Source organism: Halomonas kalidii (genome assembly GCF_030010475.1).
GTDB lineage: Bacteria > Pseudomonadota > Gammaproteobacteria > Pseudomonadales > Halomonadaceae > Halomonas > Halomonas heilongjiangensis.
Genome location: NZ_JASCQN010000041.1, coordinates 40,414 through 59,422 on the forward strand (window position 1 = coordinate 40,414; position 19,009 = coordinate 59,422).

Genomic DNA, 19,009 nt, shown 5'->3' on the forward strand with positions numbered 1-19,009 from the left:
CAGACCCCGGCGGTGTCGAAACCGCTCGCAAGGCGCAGCATGACGGGCTTAGTGACTCGGTTGGGGTCTGACCCCATAGGGGCAGCCTCGGCGCCTTCTTCGGCGAACAAGCGATCAACGTCGAGAAAAACGTGGGGATTCGTCAGGGTCTGGCCCGATAGGGGCGGGCCTTGGCGCCTGAACCGGGCCCGCCCTCCCCGCCTGGCCCCCGTCAGCCGGCCATCCAGCGCTGTTTCATGTCGTCATGGATCCACTGCCGGTAATGATCATCGAGCAGGCGCCGGTTGCTGATCGAGCGATAGATCGCCCGCCACTTCGCCCGCTTGCCCAGCGGCAGCGGCTTCACATGGGTATCCACCCAGACGATGCTGCCCGACGGCTTGCACAGCACATTGTTCATGTGCAGGTCGCGGTGCACGTAGCCGGCCCTGGCCAGCTTCATCACGTCTGCGCAGAATCGCGAGAGAAACGCCATGCGGTCGGCCTCGCCCAGCCCCGTGAAGTACTGCTCGCCGGTCACCACGCCATGGACGTGCTCCATCAGCAACAGCGACCCACGCCGATTGAAGGGGTTGAGGGATAACCCCCAGGCCACGCAATCCGGGGTGATCAGCCCGGCCGCCCGCACCACCTTCTTGCTGCGGATCTCCTTGCGCGCCTCGAACTGGAACAGCAGGCGCTTCTCGAAGTAGTCGCGCCAGAACCAGCGGAAGGGATTCCGCCGCCAGTCGTACTTGTCGCTCTTGACCTTGGCCAGGGCGCCCGTTGACTCATCGAAATAGAATTCGCTGCTGGCCACCTGTTCGAGCAACCGCGACCGCTCGTCCTTGGCCAGGTTGAGGGGCGTGTACGCCCCGACATACTCGAACAACAGGTAGCCTCGCCGCCGGCCATCGACCTCCACCGCCGTGAACTTCACTCGCGCTGCTCCACAGGCACTCCCGTTCCCTCGCTTCAGACAGGCCGATTATGCAGGCGGTGGTTTATATCGAGCCAGCCCCCTCAACTCGCCAGCCTCTCGATCCGCCAGCCCCTCAACCCTATCTCGCAGCTGAGCCTGCACGCCCGCGCTCAGACCCGGGGTCAACAGAGGGAAGCGCAGCCGCGAGAAACTGCCGGGCGACCGTCTCGGGCATGAAGTCGTCCAGCCAGGCATCGTCGATGGGCGGTTTCTCGCCCGCCACGGCGGCCCGCATGCCGGCCGCCAGGGAGGCCTCGTCCCGCGCCACGATGCTGGCTTCCAGTTCCCCCTTGAGGATCTCGCGAATGCCGCCGGAGCTGTCCACCGACAGCACCGGCGTGCCGCAGGCCAGGGCCTCGAAGAGCACGATCCCCATGCCCTCGAAGCGCGAGCTCAGCACGAAGAGCCGAGCGTGGCGCATCCACGGATAGGGATTGTCACGCTGTCCGGCGAAGCGGACCCGCCCGTCGATGCCGAGCTCACCGGCCAGGGCCTCGAGCCGCCCGCGCTCACTGCCCGCCCCCACCAGCACCAGCGGCATCTGCAGGGCCGACTGCGCATAGGCCCGCAGCAGCAGCGCCTGGTCCTTGGCCGGCACCAGGCGCGCCACCGTCACGAGATAGGGCTCGTCGGGCAGGTCGGGCTCGTCGGCCAGCATCAGCCGGCGAATGGCACGGATCGGGCAGGGATTGACGATGACCTCGACCGACGCCGGTGCAAAGCCCAATGCCCGTTGCGCCTCGGCCACGTTCTCGGCAACGCCGCCCGACACCGCCACCAGGTGCTTGTGCTGGAACAGGCACCGGGTGAACAGTCGCGGCTTCCAGCCCCGCTCGCCCCGATAGATCAGGTTCTCCAGCACGAAGCGCGCCCGCTCGTCACGAAAGCGCCAGATCAACTCGAAGGTGCCGACCCCTCGGAACACGATGCGATCCACATGGCCGTGCCGACGCTCGAAACGCCACAACCAGGCGCGGAACACCCATCCCCCCAGGTAGCCCGTCCAGACGAAGTAGGAACGCCGGATGATGGGGTTGAGAAACCAGCGCGCCAGCCACTCGATCAGCAACCCCACCAGGGTCAGCCGCAGCACCCAGTGCAACGCGAACTGGTGCAGCTGCACCTCGCCGTGCTCGGGCGCCAGCGGCCTGCGCACACGCCGGAAGGTCAGCAGGTGGCTCTCATGCCCCTGCTCGGCGAAGGCATCGGCCAGGTTGACCGCCACGCGCTCCATACCGCCCATCTTCAGCGAGCGAACCACCACCAGTGTACGCAAGGACGCCTCCCCTTCTATACGATGTGTCGGCTGGGGCAAGGCCCCCAGCCGTCATGTCCTGCGATCGGCCGACACGCCATGACGATGACACAACGCCAACGCCAGCAACAGCACCTGCATATAGGCATAGAAGGTCGTCATCATCTCATGGTGGATCGCCGCCTCGGTGAGGCCGTAGATGACGAAGCCCGCGGGTGAACACCAGGGCGACCTGCGCCCAGGGGTTGCCCCGATCGCGACGGTAGAGCCGCCAGTGGTAGACGGCCGGCGCCACCAGGTAGCCGAGCAGCCACAGAACGCCCACGGTGGCCGCCATCTCGAAGTACTGGCTATGGGCATGGCTGGCCGCCGTCCACAGCTGCAGGCACCCGCCAGCGGACACCGCCTCCTCGATATCGCCCTCGGCGAGATTGGTGAACTCGGCAATCGTGTAGGCATTCCGGTGCCCTGACAGGGTATCCCCTGTAATCAGCCTGCTCCAGAAACACGACGAGCGCCCGAAGGCGCCCGCAGGATGATACCACTTGTCACGCTGGTCGGAATCACTCCGTACAGCAAGCCCACCCGGCGTTCCCTTGCCTACCTTGCAGGAGCCCCACCTGCAGCGAATCTACCACCCTGTGGGAAACACGCTCCGCGGGGCGATAGCGGCGCGAAGCGTCGCTGGGCGGTCATCGGCCAGGTTGGCGGCCACCGCCATCTTTTGGACGGCCGAGACGACCTAAAGCTTCTGGGGGAGTGGCCACTGGCGTGCCGCGTGCAGGACACGGAGAACCCGCACGGTATCACCAGCCACGTCATAGACCAGTATGTAATTGCGGTGCGCGACCAACTCTTGCGTGCCGGTGACACGGCCGGGACGGCCGAGGTTGGGATGATCGGCCAGCCGCTGGGCTTTCTCTGACACCAGCTCATCGAGAGCCAGCGCGGCGGTGGGGTTATCTTGTGCGATGTATTCGCGGATTTCCTTCCGGTCGAGGCGTGCCAGGCGTGTCCAAACCAGCGTCACGACGCAGAGCCGGTCAGCTTCCGTTGCGTTTCAGCGCGCCACGCAGCAGCTTCGGCTTCGACCTCATCCGCCGGGATCACATCGCCGGCATTGGCCGCGTCAATACCGGCCTGAACCTCACGGCGAAACCAGGCATCGTGGGCGGCCGCTTCCTGCTGCTCCCGCACGAAATCGCGCATAAAGTCGCGTAGGAGCTGCGCCCCTGTCCTGTCCTTGGCCTTGGCCGCTTGGGCAAATTCCGCTTTCAGCGCGTCATCGACACGAAAGGTAAAGGTTGCTTCGCTCATGGGTCTGCCCTTCATGTGTTACGTCGTCATTACAACGTAGCACATAGATCTCCACTCTGAAAGCGTCAAGGTTTCATCCAAGGTGGCCCCAATCTGTTAACGTAGTTGTCACGCGGCGCGGGGGCGAATGCCGTCGTAGCGCCCGCTGCGCCGCGCCTGCTCAAGATCGTAGGCATTCTGCAGGCGCAGCCAATAGCCCTCGCTGGTACCGAGGAACCGCGACAGACGAATTGTAATGACCCCCTGGTTTCTACACACCCTCCTTGTCCACCGGCAGGCGCATGGCGCACAAACAAAACGGGCGCCCGAAGGCGCCCGTGAGGATGATTCCCCCTGTCCCGCTGGCGGAGATCACTCCCTGGCCGTCAACGAATCCCCACGCCCCACGGCGTAGTACAGCAGGCCGGCCTGCTTCATCAGGGCCGGGTCATAGAGGTTGCGCCCGTCGACCACCACCGGCAGCGCCAGTTGCTGCTTGAGCCAGGCGATGTCGACCGTGCGGAATTCCTTCCACTCGGTGCAGATAGCCAGGGCATCGGCGCCCTTCACCGACTGGATGCGATCGGCCACCAGCATCAGGTCGTCGCGCTCGCCGTAGAGCCGCCGGCACTCCTTCATGGCTTCGGGGTCGTAGGCCTGCACCCGGGCGCCGGCCGCCCACAGCGCCTCCATCAGGTCGCGGCTGGGGGCATCGCGCATGTCGTCTGTGTTGGGCTTGAAGGCCAGGCCCCACAGCGCGATCACCTTGCCCTCGAGCTTGCCGTCGAAGGCCTGGCGCAGCTTGTTGAACATGCCCTGCTTCTGGCGCTGGTTCACCGCCTCCACGGCCTTGAGCAGATCGGCCGAATAGTCCAGATGCTCGGCGGTGTGGGCCAGCGCCCGCAGGTCCTTGGGAAAGCAGGAGCCGCCGTAGCCGCACCCCGGGTAGATGAACTGGTAGCCGATGCGCGGGTCGCTGCCGATGCCGCGGCGCACCTGCTCCACATCGGCCCCCAGCCGTTCGGCCAGGTTGGCGATCTCGTTCATGAAGCTGATCTTGGTGGCCAGCATGGCGTTGGCGGCATACTTGGTGAGCTCCGCCGCCGGCACGTCCATGAACATCAGCTTTTCCTGCTGGCGGATGTAGGGCGCGTAGCACTCGCGCATCAGTTCCCTCACCCGCTCGGAATCGGTACCCACCACGATCCGCGGCCCGTGGGAGAAGTCGTCGATCGCCGAGCCCTCCTTGAGGAACTCGGGGTTGGAGCACACATCGAACTCCACCTCCACGCCACGCGCTGCCACCCCTCGGGCGATCGCCTCGCGCACGCGGTCGGCGGTACCCACCGGCACCGTCGACTTGTTGACGACCGCCTTGTAGTCGTACATCTGCTCGCCGATGGTGCCGGCCACCGCCAGCACATGGCGCAGGTCGGCGCTGCCGTCCTCGTCCGGCGGGGTGCCCACCGCGATGAACTGCAACACGCCGAAGGCCACGGCGTCGGTGGGGTCGGTAGTGAACTGCAGCCGCCCGGCCTCGACATTGGCCTTCACCAGCGTCTCGAGCCCCGGTTCGAAGATGGGAATCTCGCCGGCCTCGAGCCGAGTGATCCTGGCCTCATCCACGTCCATGCACAGCACCTCATGGCCCACATCGGCCAGACAGGCGCCCGTCACCAGGCCAACGTACCCCGTGCCGAAAACGGTAATTCTCATGTCCCTGCTCCTGCGATTGCTACTGGTTCCTGCCCCTATTGTAGAATCCACGCTCCACGGGGCGAGTGGCGCCGCGGGCGCCCCTTATGTATACAAATGTAACCTCACCAGCCGTGCTTCAAGTACCAAAATTCTCACTCCTGGAGGCTGATCAATCCATGCTTCATGAATAGTTCCCCTGGCGGCCATACACCAAGGCCAAGACAAATATGACAACCTGCATATAGGCATAGTAAGTAGCGATCATTTCATGCTGTAGCGCAACTTCAGTCAGGCAAAACAAGGCAAAGGCAGCGCTAAAGGTCACCCCGACCAAGGCATACGTATTCTCAGGATCCTTCACATATCGAGACAAAAAATAAGCGCCTGGAATAATCAAATATCCGATCAGGGCGAAAAGACCAATCACGCCACCGCTAGCCAAGGTTTCGAAGTATTGACTATGGGCATGACCACGCGAAACTCCAAGCACCCACTCCGTGACGACCCCATTGTCAACGAGCTCATGATTGAACGCTTCGCGCTCATCATAAGTCAGGCCAATCGATGGCCGCTCCTTGAAAGCTTCAGTAGCAGCTCGCCACAATTGCAGCCGTCCACCGCTAGAAATGGCGGCTTCCACATTTCCCTCGGCGATGCTGGAAAATTCCTCCACGGTGAAATCCATGCGCTCCTTGACCATGGGGACCGTTGCATAGCTGATGATTGCCAAGACGATAAAGCCGATCACGGCGCCCGTGACACGCAATGCCCCGATGCGTGAAAAATTCAGTACCAGCAGCATGGCAAGTACCAGAGGTATCACGAATATAGCGCCACGCGAGATACTCAATAGAGTTGCCGCCAAACCCGCGAGCACACCAAGAGCGAGTATGATTTTTCGTGAAGAACCGTGCATCAGTGCCACACAAACAAGCAGCAGGGAGCAGGACAGATATCCAAAGTTTATATGAAACAGAAAGCCATCTGCCTTGTAGCCTCCCTGCCACTGGGTCTGGTAAATGGCGATTGTCGCAGCTCCTAGCGCGCCAATGACGGCCCCCCACTCCATATAGTCTCGATACCGTGTCAACGAGATGGCTGGAGATGCATGCCGAAGCATCAAATAAATGGGGATAACGGCCACCATATGAAGCCCCGGACTGAGGTAGCGCCATGAAAAGCCGCTCAACCAGAACACAGGAATATGGCTAATGGCGTAAAGTGACAATATAGCCATCACACAGTAATCCAATGCGCTTAGCTTGACACTCTCTCTAGCCACTACCAAATATGCTATTGCATACAACGCAAGCAGGGCGATCAGGACATGAACCCTGACAGGGGTCGAAACCAGCAAAGCCAATACAAGGAATAATACGATACCGTTGAAGTGAGCTGCCCTGCCACGGTCAAAAAGTGTCATTAATTATTTCCAAAAATTATACAGGAGACCATGGTGCTTTCGCCAAGAAGCACCTATCAATATGCATTCTTACCGGTAAAGCCTTTAACTATCGTCAGGAAGATTATCCGCAGGTCCAGCCACAGCGACCAATTATCGATATACCACAGGTCATGCTCGACACGCCGCTCCATCTTGTCCAGTGTATCAGTTTCCCCCCTGAAGCCGTTGACCTGCGCCCAACCGGTCATCCCCGGTTTGACCTTATGGCGCTTCATGTAGGACTCGACCAGTTCCTTGTACTGTTCATTGTGCACCAAGGCATGGGGGCGCGGCCCCACGACGGACATCCGCCCTTGCAATACGTTGTAGAACTGAGGCAATTCATCCAGGGAGGTACGGCGCAGAAAAGCACCAAACCTGGTCACTCGGGGGTCGCCGCGACGCGCCTGGGTGACCTGGCCACTCGCCTCCTCGTGGACTTCCATGGAGCGAAACTTGTAGACCTTGAACTGCTTTCCGTTGATACCCATGCGATACTGCTTGAACAACACCGGCCCCGGTGACTGGCACTTGAGAATCACGGCGATCATCAGGCAGACCGGCAGCGATATCAGCAGGAAGAGCGACCCCAGCACGATATCCTCGACTCGCTTGACGAAGCGCGCCGTCTCCACCATCGGCGTCACGCTCAGGTCGATGGCGAAACGCCCTGCGACCTCGCTGATCTGATGATTGAGCAGCTGAATCTCGCCGAACTCGGGAATGAAACGCACTTCCACCGTCTGGTGACGCAAGGCATGCACGATCTCGCGCACCGTGCTGCCCATCTCCAGCGGCAGGCAGATCCATACCTCCCTTGCCCCGGAAGCCTCGACACGCCGCGCCACGCACTCCAGGAAGGCCCGATCCGGCTTGTCTTTCAACCGCTGAACGCCGGCGATGGCGAAGCCCTCGCCCGGCGATTTGCGCATGCTCCTGGCCACATTGAGCAAATTCGTTCCCGGACCGACCAGGAAGACCCCGCGCAGATTCTTGCCCTTGGCGCGGGCATACTTCAAGGCCAGCATCACCGCGACGCGAAAGCCCCCCGCCAGCACCAGCGAAAAGACCATCGTCATGCCCAGCCACAGGCGTGAATAGCGCACCGAGGCTTCGGCCAGGTAGATGATCGAGGTCGCCACGATGGTGACCCCCAGCCACACGCCCATCAAGCGAAACAGGATGGTGGATAGGCGGGTCGTGCGCCAGCGCACATAGGCGTCGTCGATGAAATTGGCCATGACCACGAAGATCGCGATCAGGAACATCCCGATCATGAAGCGCTCGTGGACATCGAAGGTACCAAACCGTAGGTAGTGGGCAACGAACCCACCCACGAAGACCGCAATTGAATCGACCAGCGGCACGAAGACCTGAGCGGGGTAGCGCTCGGTAATCGGACTTCTATCTCCAGCCTGCCTCATGAAGGCAACCACTCCATCAGCGTCATCAGGTGATATCACTCATCCAACACAGGTGACCCGACTCTCGTCACCCACCAACCTCGTCACCAGATGCTGAAAATGCTTGGCCACCACGGGCTCGGAAAACTCCTTGAGAAAGCGCTGACGGGCGGCGTCGCCCAGTCGACGGCCATACTCGGGGTCGGTATCGAGCTGCCGGATGGCGGTGACCAGCGCCTCCACATCGTGCGGAGCCACGGTTATCGCACACTCCCGGTCGGGGGCCACCCAGTTGACACCGCTATTCAGCCAGCAGTTGATGATCGGCCTGGCACAGGCCATGGCCTCCAGCTGGGCGATGCCGAAGGCTTCGGATGGATACACCGAGGGGAAGAGTACCGCGGCCGAGCGGGCGATCAATTGGTACTTGCGGCGCTCACTGACGAACTCGGGAATCACCGTCACCTGCTCCGGAAACTCCGTGGCCAGCCGGTCGAAGGCCTGCTGTTCCGGGCCACGGCCAAACACCACGAAGCGAATCCCCGGGGCTTCCACCGCCAGCCGCCGCATGGCCGCCGCCGTAGGGCGCGTTCCCTTGTACTCCACTAGGCGCCCGAAGAAGACGAAGTAGCCGGGAGCCGGCAGCTCTTGTTCCGCCTCGCGGGCAGGCGTCGCCTGGGCCGGGGCCAGCGCCGACTCGATGCGCCCCTCCTCCAGGGCATAAGGCAGAATAGCGATGTCGCGCTCGATGGCCGAGAGCATCTCGGAGTGCTCACGCAGCTTGGGGCTACCGGTGATCACCTGGTCGGCACGTGTCAGCAGATAACGATCGAAGGGATAGGTCAAACGCTTCAGCCACTTCTGCCGGTGCACATCCATGTGATAGCTCACCAGCCATCGGCACGCCCGCGTTCTACCGAACAGCCAGTAACCCAGGCTGGCCCAGGGAAACTGCAGGTTCACATGCACCAGATCGGCAGCGCGCGTTTCCCGCCAGTAGTGCCAGAAGAAGGCCGGCGACAAGGGGACCGACTTCAGATGGCCCCATGAGCCGCAGCGAATGACCCGGGCCCCGTCGATGCGTTCGTGGCGCGTCGCCCTACCCGAGGTCGCACAACACAGCACGGTCACCTCATGGCCCATGTCCTGATGCCACCGCACATACTGCTTGATGGCGGTTTCGATCCCGCCGGTGTCGGGCGCATAGTGCTTGTATACCAGCAACACCTTCCTGACCGAGCCTGTCGAGCTAGCCGCCATGACACCCCTTGCCCACGTCCCTGTCTACCATGCGATACACCCCCAGCGTCTGTTCGGCGCAGCGGCGCCAGGAAAACTCCCCCGCTCGCTGTAACCCAAGGGCGCGGAGTTTATCACGCTTGCTGCCGTCGCGGAGCAGCGACGCTAGCCCCTGTTCGATCGCCTCGACCTCGTGCGGCGGCACCGTCAAGGCCGCCTGGGAGGCGATTTCCCCCAGGGAGGTATTGTCGGATGTCAGCACCGGGGTGCCACTGGCCATGGCCTCGAGAACCGGCAAACCGAATCCCTCATAGAGCGATGGGTAGGCAAACACGGCAGCGGAGGCCATCAATGCCTGCACCTCGGGGCGAGCGAGATAGCCGGTGACGATCACCCGGTGCGGCGGCTTGATGTCGGCGATCAGACGCTTCAGCCCCGCTCCCTTCCAGCCACCGCCCCCGGCCAGTACCAGGGGATACTCACGGGCAAGCTCCGGAGGTAGTGCCTGATAGGCACGCAGCAAGCCTTCGAAGTTCTTGCGTGGCTCCAGGGTCGCCACCGCCAGCACGAAGCCCCGCCAACGCAACCCCAGCCGCTCCCGAAATGGCTGGGTGGATGGTTCATCGCGTGGGTGAAAGCCCGCTTCACAGCCGAGGTGCGTCACATGAATGCGCGATGGATCCGTCTCCAACCCCAGCTCAAGCAGCTCGCGCTTGACGAAGGCACTATCCGTGATGATCGCGGACGCCTGCTGGACTGCCCGAGGAAGGTGCCGATTGAGGTACGCTACCCGCGACGGCGGATGGGCTTCCGGAAACCGGCTATGCGACAGGTCGTGTACGGTAATCACCGTCTTCCCGCGAAACGGATAGCCGACGAAATTGGGCTCGTGATAGATCGTGCGGCTATCCAGGCTCGCCAGCAATTGCCCGCACTTGCGGCCGCGCCACCACTTGGCGGCATGATAGGCCGCCGGCACGTCGCGGGCGGCCACCCGCAGGCGGTGCCACCGGGCGGCCGAAGGGTCTTGCCGTGCCTGAACCGGCGCCGGCTGACTGGCTTGCCTCAGCGAGTGTTCGATCTGCTCGCGGGACCATAGCCCCCGATAGGAAATACCGCTCAACTCGATATCGGGGCAATCTCCAAACGCTTCCAGCAGGTTCAGGGTGTAATAGCCGATGCCTGTCAAGGGGGGAGTCAGCGCATCCAGGCCCACCGTCAACTTCACGCCAACATTCCTTGTTCATGGACCAGCATGTCCGCCAGTGTATCGCGCAGGGGGTAGCCAGGCTGCCACCCGGTCAGCGTTTGCAACCGGGTGCTATCGCCACACAAGCGCGCGATCTCGTTGGGCCGGACGAAATCGGGGTTCACCCTGACCTCGATCTCGTAGCCCGCCAGTTCATTCATGGTCTCGATCAACGCGCGCAGTGCCGTCGCCTTGTTGGAGGCGACATTCACACGAAGCCCCACTGCATCGCTTTCCAGCAAGGCGATATAGGCGCCGACCAGATCCCGCACATCGGTGAAGTCGCGGCTGACATCGATATTCCCCAACTCGATGACGCGCTCTCCCCCCGCAAAGTGCTTGACGATCTTGGGGATCAGGAAGCGGTCGTCCTGCCCCGGGCCGGTGTAGTTGAACGGGCGGGTGATCACGATCGGCAGCCCCTCGAAATAGTTGGCCACCATGTGCTCCATCGCCAGCTTGCTGCAGGCGTAATGGTTGACCGGTGCCGGGCACACCGTCTCATCGATGACCTCGAGCCCGGGAGTGCCATACACATTGGCGCTGCTGGCCACCAGAATCCGTGAGGGTGGCGAGTCGAGCCCCCCCAGGGCCGCCAACAGGTTCAGCGTACCGAACACATTGGTACGGTAGAACGCTTCCTGATCGGCATGGCCCACATACGAAAGCGCCGCCAGATGCACGACCCAATCGGGCCGTGCACGCGAAACGGCGGCCTGAACGGCCGCCGCATCGGTGAGATCGCATGGCTGGGTGTCATCGGCCCCGCACGGGTCGGAACCCCATCCCACCACGTGGAAGCCTTTTTCCTTTAGCGCCTTGACCATGTAGCGCCCGGTAAAGCCGGACGCCCCCGTCACCAGGGCAGTTGGCATACAGCCTCCTGAAGAAACGCGTGGCTTAAAACGAGAAACCTTGTTCGTTGCGGCGCAGGTCGGCCTCGACCATCATCCGGCACAACTCCTCCAGCGAGGTCTTCGGCTCCCAGCCCAGCTCATCCCTGGCCTTCTGCGGATCACCGATCAGCAACTCGACCTCGGCGGGGCGATAGAACCTGGGATTGACCTTGACCAGTACCCGGCCGGTGCTGGCATCCAGCCCCTGCTCCTGTTCGCCCTCCCCTTCCCAGCGAAGCTCGATGTCCACCGCCTTGAAGGCCAGGGTGACGAAATCGCGCACCGTTTCGGTGCGGTTGGTGGCCAGCACATAGGTATCCGGCTTGTCGGCCTGGAGCATGCGCCACATGCCTTCCACGTACTCCTTGGCGAAGCCCCAGTCCCGCTTGGCGTCCATGTTGCCCAGTTCGAGCACGTCCAGCTTGCCCAGCTTGATCTTGGCCACGCTGTCGGTGATCTTTCGCGTAACGAACTCGCGCCCGCGCAGCGGCGATTCATGGTTGAACAGGATTCCGCTGGTCCCGAAGATGCCGTAGGACTCGCGATAGTTGATCGTCATCCAGTGGGCATACAGTTTGGCGACCCCGTAGGGGCTACGCGGGTAGAACGGCGTGGCCTCGGTCTGGGGAATCTGCTGCACCTTACCGAACATCTCGGAGGTCGACGCCTGGTAGAAGCGGATCTCGGGGTTGACGATGCGAATCGCCTCCAGCAGGTTCACCGGCCCCAGGCCGGTGATCTCCGCGGTGGTCACCGGCTGATCGAACGACACCCCGACAAAGCTCTGCGCCGCCAGGTTGTACACCTCGGTCGCCTCAGTTGACTGCAACAAGCGGATGCTGGACGACAGGTCGGTCAGGTCATACTCCACCAGATGCAGGTTGGGATGGTCCTGGATCCCCAGCTCCTCGATCCGCCAGAAATTGACGGAGCTGGTGCGGCGAAAGGTGCCATAGACCGCATAGCCCTTCTCCAACAACAGTTCGGCCAGATAAGCGCCGTCTTGGCCGGTAATGCCGGTAATAATCGCCTTCATCAAAAACCCCACTGTTTCAGAAAACCAATTTCAAGACAGTAATTCACCTAATTGCAACAAAAATAGTTATTCATCTGAAGTAGATTCTGCAGCGGGGAAAACCTCATATCCCTGCAAAACCACTTGATCTTCATTTGCCACAAAAACACGAATCTCCAAATCAGTTACATCATCTTTAAGTTCGAACTCCCCCTGAGAAAGCACACCAGTTTCATCGAAATCACTCAAGGAGTCACCAAAATGTTTAACGCCTCCCTTTTCAGAAACAACATCTATCCATGCTGACTCAGAAGAGTGTGACTCCCCCTTGACAATGAGGCCATACCTGCCAGCAGGAAGATACTTGTAAGGGCCAAAATGAAGGAAGCCTTCTGCTCCAGTGGAAACCAAACTTTCGTTTCGCAATTCACCCACTTGCGAATGATGGTTGCTGTAAGAAAACCCCTCTACGGAAAAACCATTCCCATTTATCTTATAATTTTCCGGCAGATCATCACCTGGCTTTATTACAGCAAAGTACTCATGCTGAACAACATCCACCCAACCAGATTCCTGAAGATTAGAAACTATGGGGTTGAAATCTACTCTATACGCTGGAGGACTTGGCCAAGAATGGATTGCTCTGATACTGTCTACATAAAGCAAAACGATGGCATCGGCCTGATTTTGCGACAGGAGATGATAAATCCTTTCCTCAATATTATTATCAACCAAACCATGTGGAGAACTTTTTATAATAAATGGCCAATTTTTCTTGGCCATGGCCAAATTTTTATCACCACCAACATTGTACGTTGTAAAATCCAACTTTGATGACAGATAGTTAACCAAAATATCGTTTCGGTATGGCAGAAAAGCAACCGTATCTTTTTTTGATATATTCCCACCTATAGGCAACAGTAACTCTTCATCTAAATTAAAAGCAGATGCACGATTATCAATTTTTTTCGATAAAGTGGCCACAGGGTCAGGCAGCACTGTTATCAATAAAACAAATGGAATGCCGAAAGCAGCTATACGATGGTTTTTTGCTTCACAACGGACTGCCAGTATAATAACCAATCCCCACATCCCAAAAATAAAAAGCGCATGCCAACGGTAAGTGGCACGCATACTCTTAAAGCCTGGAATGTTTTCGTAGATGATAGCACTCCCCGTAGGCATCAAAGCCATATCTTCAGGCATCATGCGGCCATATGATGACTCACCTTTAGGTGAAATATCTTTTATGGAATTCACCTTCAGCGAGGGGCCAAGCGACATATAAAATGCGAAGATGGATATCAATACAAATAGACTTGCAATATGTGTCCATTTTTTCCCCACCCACCAGGCATAAATTCCGACCATGATGATAGGAAGTGAAAAAGTCGTGACCCATACCGAGGAATCACCAAAGAAGTCATCGCTAGATCGCTGAACACTTAAATCAAGAGAATCCCAAAGCCAATGCACCCCTTGCGTGGGCATCACAAGAAAAGATAAATCAAGCCCCCATCCCCGGAAGAAATCAATAGGTGATGATGGAAAGCTCGCTTGGCCAATATATAGTGAATATAGGACATATGACAAACCAAACCCAAGGAACATCAAAGGTGTCGAATATGAAAGAACATATGATCGACTTTCATTAATTTTATAGTATGTGAACAGCCATATGAATGATGCCCCAGCAGCAAACATCACATAACTATAGCCATCCATAAACACAGAGACAATGCATACAAAAACAAAAAGGCCGACAATTTTTGTTTTATCGACAAAACTGAAGCGAGGGGTACATAAAAGAAAAGCAACGTATAGATATGACGGGAGAAGTGAAACACCTAATGAAAGCATTGAGTATCCCGAATGATTCCAAACTACGGGCTGGGATAACCAGAGTAAAGCTAATATGGACGCAAGTTTTTTAGATGAACCTAAGAATACAGAAAGGCAATATGCTCCCCAAAAAGCTAGCGCCAAAAAAAGAAGTGCCATGCTTGTGTAAGCATCAGCAGGGCTAAAACCAACCCAGAGAAAGAATTCTGTTACCAGAACCCCTGCCAGACCAAATGAGCGAGGCATCGGGGTTGGGTAGCCAAAGTTCTTCGCGTAAAGTGAAAAGCCACCCTCATTAAGAAGAGACTGTGCAAAGCCGACGGTAGTACCTAGCGCTTGACCTAAAGTAGGAAGAGCTAAAAATGGAATCGCTCCATGTATAACAAGAGCAATTAACAAAGCCATGAAGAACCAACCACTGTCGGATCTAGATACTCTACTTCCCATGATCCCTACTACCCTATTTTATTAATCTGAAAACCTTTCAGGCGAAAACAAAATACAACAGCTATTATCTCTACAGAAAAGTATACAATCCGATTTATTGCCGCCAATAAAACCGCAAGGTCTACACTCATGAATGGGATTAGGGAAAACGTAAAAACTGCCTCACGCACACCTAAGCCTGCTGGCGCAAAGGGCACTAAAAAGCCTGCCACATAGGCAAGACAATAAATACCAATAATAAAAGCTAGCGGTGGGGAAGACTCTACAAAAGGAGCAATCGTAACCCCCAGTGAAGAGCCTAGGAATAACCAAGTAAATAAAAGGGCTGGAATAGCCATAACAGGAGGGCGAAGCCTAAGAAACCAACGTAACAGGTGACTTCTTAAGAAGAAGACCACTATTACTGAAGCAATCATCAAGGCCGACCCAGCCAGCACCCACTGGAGCCGAATATTGACATCCACGTTATCGAACCAAACATGCAATAAGCCAGGCTGGCTGGCAGCAATGAGTACAACACCCATTACCCCTGCAGAGGCCATTACCCACAAGTGCTCTGCTAACAGTGAGTCACGAATATCCTGAGCGGCCACTCCACGTTCGCGAAGAATGGCAATACGTCCGACAAATTGCCAGATGGAGCCCGGTATATATTTTGCCAACTGAGTGAGATTGTAGATGCGGTAGCTATCTATCCAGCCAAAATTAATGGAGAAATGACTTGCTGCTATCCGCATGTTGGCAACTAGACAGAGCTTGGCTAAGAATATCAGTAGAAAAACGCCAAGCAAAATCCCCCATGACAGTAAAGAAAGCGTCTGAAGAATTATGTCTCTTTTATTGAGCGCATAATAGATGACAAAAACAACAATCGCACTGAGCCAAATCCACTTGGCGACATTTTTGAGAAGAGCCCAGTTCATGAGCTGCTCTTCAGTAAATGGGTGATATAATCGATCTGTACATTTGAAAGCTTTTGAACTGCAGGCAATGCATTGGATATTTTCTGAGCACGTTCAGTTCTTTCTGCGATCAAGCGATCGACACAGTCAATGACTGGCTCTACGCTGCCCTTCTTATAATCAAGCACCATGTCTTGCTGGCCAAAACGCTCCATGACTTCGAGGTACTTATGACTCCAACCAATAACCATAACAGGAATACATGAGGCCAATGAAGCCACCATGGCATGAAAGCGTGAAACAGCTTGGACATCACAGGCATTAATGATCTGATGAATCTGAGCAGCATTGAGCGACCCAGAAAAGCTGACAACATGCTTACTAATATCTGAAGATAACTTCTTTTCAATCTCTGCCAAAAGTGGCAAATCATTATTATGGGTCTTATCCATATCCTCACCCCGCGTAGCATTGGGATATAGAGCAACTGCATAGCCCTTCTCTACCAAGCCGCTAATCAGCTCCTGCATGCGCTGGTGGTAATCCCAACCGGCAGCTTCGGCTCGTTTGGCGATCACGACGCTTGGGCAAACACCCACAATAGTCTTGCCGGATTGACGAAGAACTTTTAGTTCCGATAACTTATTCTCTAAACCCGCGACTTGCTGGCTTAGGCAATCCTCGCTCTTGAAGAGAAAGGCAGCATCGTCAGCGCGCTGGTAACGCTCTGACGCGGTGAGCAGATCGCGTAGATAGGCATGTGTCGTCTCACCGCGCGTAAAGACTTGTCGGCAACGGCCTAGAAAGATTCGTGCCGCCACCCTATTTATATATGACTTGAAAGGCCCCATTGCTTGTGAAAATTTTACGACGGGAACTCCCAGCACCATGGCAGGTAGGATAGTGGCGATATTGAATGGTATAAACTTGGTCCGTCCCTCGACAAATGAAACACCCGCCAAACATATTAAAACTTTTGATCTTGCCAGAGACAAGATGGATTGTGGGAAGAAACGGTGAAAAAAACTCAACCGTAAAGCACCAAACAACCGGTACAGTATCGCGACGGGGAAGAGTACAGTTACCAAATAGGCAGGGGTAGAGGAGTATACCGACACCCTGGAATCGTCTATCAGATCACCATCGCTCTTGGGGTAATATGTAAAGACATTGAAGTGCAAATCACCGGCACAAGCTTCACGAAGCCTTCCTATCGTGGTACTAAGCATAGCTTCGGCGCCACGATTCCCGTAAAACGTCGCACCAATTATTGATATTTCCTTCATCGCAATGTTTCCAAACCCTTCTTGAAATATAAATAAAATTTCAACACTGGCCTAGGAGTTTTGAATATAAGCTTTCGCCCCCACTCCTTTTCGCTTAGTCGCATATTGGCCAGTGTAATATAAGCATTCAGGTACGAGTGCCAGGAAACCTTTTCTCCAACCGTGTCCTTTAATTTTATCTTGAAGAAACGGCTAACTTTTGAGCGGGCCGATGTGTTGTAGTGAGAAGGGCCAATTCTCGACTGCCCATCCATGATGTCTTTCACATCCAACTTGTCACTGGCAATGATATTGTTTCTCGACACCTTCTCATAAAAGGTATGACCTTTGTCGGTCCTTGTAATCACGCCGGTATGTTTTATTGGATTTCTCTTAAGTCGAAATAACCAAACATCCCCCACAGTGATGTCCGCATCATAGCCATAGTGATCATGACACGCCATGCATTTTCTTTCACTAAAGAAAAAGAGGTTCTGGTAGTCGTTGAAGTATTTTGTCGGTTTGGAAATAACTGACCCGTCCTCGAATTCGGCCTCCAGCTGCCCCCGCCAATGACCGACACGAAACCGATAATCAGCCAGCTTCTTTCCCGCTTCACGTTCTAGCCGCTTTGTCGTTTCATCAATGAGAGCATGCCGAGAATTATGCCCACATACCAGCGCAACGGTTAATGCTATTTTATTACCAAATTCAGGGTCCTTAGCGGCTCTACGCTTCAGACCTGAAAGATCACATGGCAAACCGACAACGGCGACTCGCCCCTGAAACCCTCGAATTAGAGGCAACACCTCACGTAAGAAAGGTGTTTCTACGTACTTACTTCCACGCGCTGCAAGAATCTCTTCAGGGGTCGTCGCAATAATAAATTTTGGCCTTACCTTTCCATCAACTATCACCGTGTTGCAGACAACCACACCTTCATAGTCGCCATTCTCGAGACCATTGATCAGCAATGCACTGGTAGTGCCGCCAGAGGCGGCTACTGACCGTGTCTCTGGATTGTTGGCATACGTAAGATATGCGGATTGATAATCCCCCACATATTGTTTTACATCGTCATCTGTCCATTCCTTTTTTACTAGCCGGTCAACAATATTACCAAGCATCAACCATCCCCCTGCTTCCGCGCTTCAGTCTTCACGAATCCGGAAGCGTATATCTTCAAGCATCTTGCGATTTGCTGCCAATAGGTCCGCAAGAAATGCCACTAAAATCGTCTGAAAACCTGCCCCCAGCATGACGCCAGCAAGGATCAAGGATTGAATATGGCCTGCACCTTCACCATTGAGATAATGCCATAGAAAGCGCAATCCAATCAGAAAGCCAATACTAAACAGGGTTGCACCAATAATGCCGAAAAAACGAAACGGCCGATAAACAACGAATATTCTGATAATGGTAACGACAGAACGTCGAATGTAAGAAGGAATGCTCTTGAACAACCTTGACGGCCGAAGATCCTCATTCACTCGAACCGGCACGGATGTTATCGCCATATTCTTCTGGCCAGCTTGAATGATGGTTTCCAATGTATAGGTGTACTCGTTGAATACCATCATCCGCTGAGCGGCTTTTCGAGACATGGCACGGAAGCCGCTGGGTGCATCGGGAATATCGGTTCGACTCGCAACACGCACGACCCAGCTACCCAGCTTCTGCAATATCTTTTTTACAGGAGAAAAATGCTCGATCGTCGCGATTGGCCTTGCCCCAACCACCAGATCCGCTTCACCGTCAGTGATCGGTTTGGTCAGGGCAGGAATATCCTCTGCATTATACTGATTGTCCGCATCAGTATTGACAATGACATCGGCACCCAGGCGCAAGCAGGCATCCAACCCGTTCATGAACCCTTTGGCCAGACCCTCATTGCGAGTATGCCGCACGATATGATCGACGCCATTCTCTTGTGCAACTCTAATGGTCTCATCTTCGCTGCCATCATCAATAATGAGCCACTCAACCTTGTCGAAGCCTGGAACCTCTCGCGGCAACGCATCAAGTGCAATGGCAAGAGTTGCCTCTTCATTATAACAAGGTATTTGTATGATCAGTTTCAAACCGGATTCCTAATCT

The 19,009-nt window shown here is 56.3% G+C and carries 18 protein-coding genes; all 18 read right to left on the reverse strand.

All coding sequences use genetic code 11. The annotated features are described in order from the left end of the window. Positions 1–211 precede the first annotated feature (211 nt). Positions 212–919: a lipopolysaccharide kinase InaA family protein gene (locus QLQ85_RS12685; protein ID WP_282739324.1), complete on the reverse strand. Its 708-nt coding sequence runs from the start codon at positions 917–919 to the stop codon at positions 212–214. A 121-nt stretch (positions 920–1,040) separates the two neighbouring features. After that, positions 1,041–2,237 carry a glycosyltransferase gene (locus QLQ85_RS12690; protein WP_282739325.1) on the reverse strand — a complete coding sequence of 399 codons (1,197 nt, stop codon included), beginning with the start codon at positions 2,235–2,237 and terminating at the stop codon, positions 1,041–1,043. A 145-nt stretch (positions 2,238–2,382) separates the two neighbouring features. Further along, entirely contained in the window at positions 2,383–2,619 is a 237-nt protein-coding gene (locus tag QLQ85_RS12695) for a hypothetical protein (protein ID WP_282739326.1), read from the reverse strand. Between the two features lie 339 nt (positions 2,620–2,958). Next, positions 2,959–3,246, reverse strand: coding sequence for a type II toxin-antitoxin system RelE/ParE family toxin (locus tag QLQ85_RS12700; RefSeq protein ID WP_282739327.1), 288 nt, complete (start codon positions 3,244–3,246; stop codon positions 2,959–2,961). After that, positions 3,243–3,533 (reverse strand): CopG family ribbon-helix-helix protein, encoded by a 291-nt coding sequence (locus QLQ85_RS12705; protein ID WP_282739328.1) that lies wholly within the window; start codon positions 3,531–3,533, stop codon positions 3,243–3,245. The genes QLQ85_RS12700 and QLQ85_RS12705 overlap by 4 nt, the downstream gene beginning before the upstream one ends. Before the next feature lie 108 nt (positions 3,534–3,641). Then, entirely contained in the window at positions 3,642–3,791 is a 150-nt protein-coding gene (locus QLQ85_RS12710; protein WP_282739329.1) for a helix-turn-helix transcriptional regulator, read from the reverse strand. A 93-nt stretch (positions 3,792–3,884) separates the two neighbouring features. Further along, entirely contained in the window at positions 3,885–5,228 is a 1,344-nt protein-coding gene (locus QLQ85_RS12715; RefSeq protein WP_282739330.1) for a UDP-glucose dehydrogenase family protein, read from the reverse strand. Positions 5,229–5,391: 163 nt separating this feature from the next. After that, positions 5,392–6,633 (reverse strand): O-antigen ligase family protein, encoded by a 1,242-nt coding sequence (locus QLQ85_RS12720; RefSeq protein WP_282739331.1) that lies wholly within the window; start codon positions 6,631–6,633, stop codon positions 5,392–5,394. Between the two features lie 56 nt (positions 6,634–6,689). Beyond that, a complete protein-coding gene (locus QLQ85_RS12725; RefSeq protein ID WP_282739332.1) occupies positions 6,690–8,078 on the reverse strand; it encodes an undecaprenyl-phosphate glucose phosphotransferase in 1,389 nt (462 codons plus the stop codon). A 39-nt stretch (positions 8,079–8,117) separates the two neighbouring features. Continuing rightward, entirely contained in the window at positions 8,118–9,284 is a 1,167-nt protein-coding gene (locus QLQ85_RS12730; RefSeq protein ID WP_282739333.1) for a glycosyltransferase, read from the reverse strand. A 22-nt stretch (positions 9,285–9,306) separates the two neighbouring features. Next, complete coding sequence (locus QLQ85_RS12735; RefSeq protein WP_282739501.1) at positions 9,307–10,512, reverse strand: glycosyltransferase family 4 protein; 1,206 nt, start codon at positions 10,510–10,512, stop codon at positions 9,307–9,309. Positions 10,513–10,520: 8 nt separating this feature from the next. After that, positions 10,521–11,420: a GDP-mannose 4,6-dehydratase gene (locus tag QLQ85_RS12740; protein ID WP_282739334.1), complete on the reverse strand. Its 900-nt coding sequence runs from the start codon at positions 11,418–11,420 to the stop codon at positions 10,521–10,523. Positions 11,421–11,445: 25 nt separating this feature from the next. Next, positions 11,446–12,480: a GDP-mannose 4,6-dehydratase gene (gene gmd / locus QLQ85_RS12745; RefSeq protein WP_282739335.1), complete on the reverse strand. Its 1,035-nt coding sequence runs from the start codon at positions 12,478–12,480 to the stop codon at positions 11,446–11,448. Between the two features lie 63 nt (positions 12,481–12,543). Further along, positions 12,544–14,745 carry a hypothetical protein gene (locus QLQ85_RS12750; RefSeq protein WP_282739336.1) on the reverse strand — a complete coding sequence of 734 codons (2,202 nt, stop codon included), beginning with the start codon at positions 14,743–14,745 and terminating at the stop codon, positions 12,544–12,546. Positions 14,746–14,753: 8 nt separating this feature from the next. Beyond that, entirely contained in the window at positions 14,754–15,668 is a 915-nt protein-coding gene (locus QLQ85_RS12755) for a hypothetical protein (RefSeq protein ID WP_282739337.1), read from the reverse strand. Continuing rightward, positions 15,665–16,933, reverse strand: a complete 1,269-nt coding sequence (locus tag QLQ85_RS12760) for a polysaccharide pyruvyl transferase family protein (RefSeq protein ID WP_282739338.1) — start codon at positions 16,931–16,933, stop codon at positions 15,665–15,667. Before QLQ85_RS12760 ends, QLQ85_RS12755 begins: the two co-directional genes overlap by 4 nt. After that, positions 16,930–18,039 (reverse strand): Coenzyme F420 hydrogenase/dehydrogenase, beta subunit C-terminal domain, encoded by a 1,110-nt coding sequence (locus QLQ85_RS12765; RefSeq protein WP_282739339.1) that lies wholly within the window; start codon positions 18,037–18,039, stop codon positions 16,930–16,932. Before QLQ85_RS12765 ends, QLQ85_RS12760 begins: the two co-directional genes overlap by 4 nt. Before the next feature lie 24 nt (positions 18,040–18,063). Further along, on the reverse strand, positions 18,064–18,993 hold the full coding sequence (locus tag QLQ85_RS12770; RefSeq protein ID WP_282739340.1) for a glycosyltransferase family 2 protein: 930 nt from the start codon (positions 18,991–18,993) through the stop codon (positions 18,064–18,066). Positions 18,994–19,009: the final 16 nt, after the last annotated feature.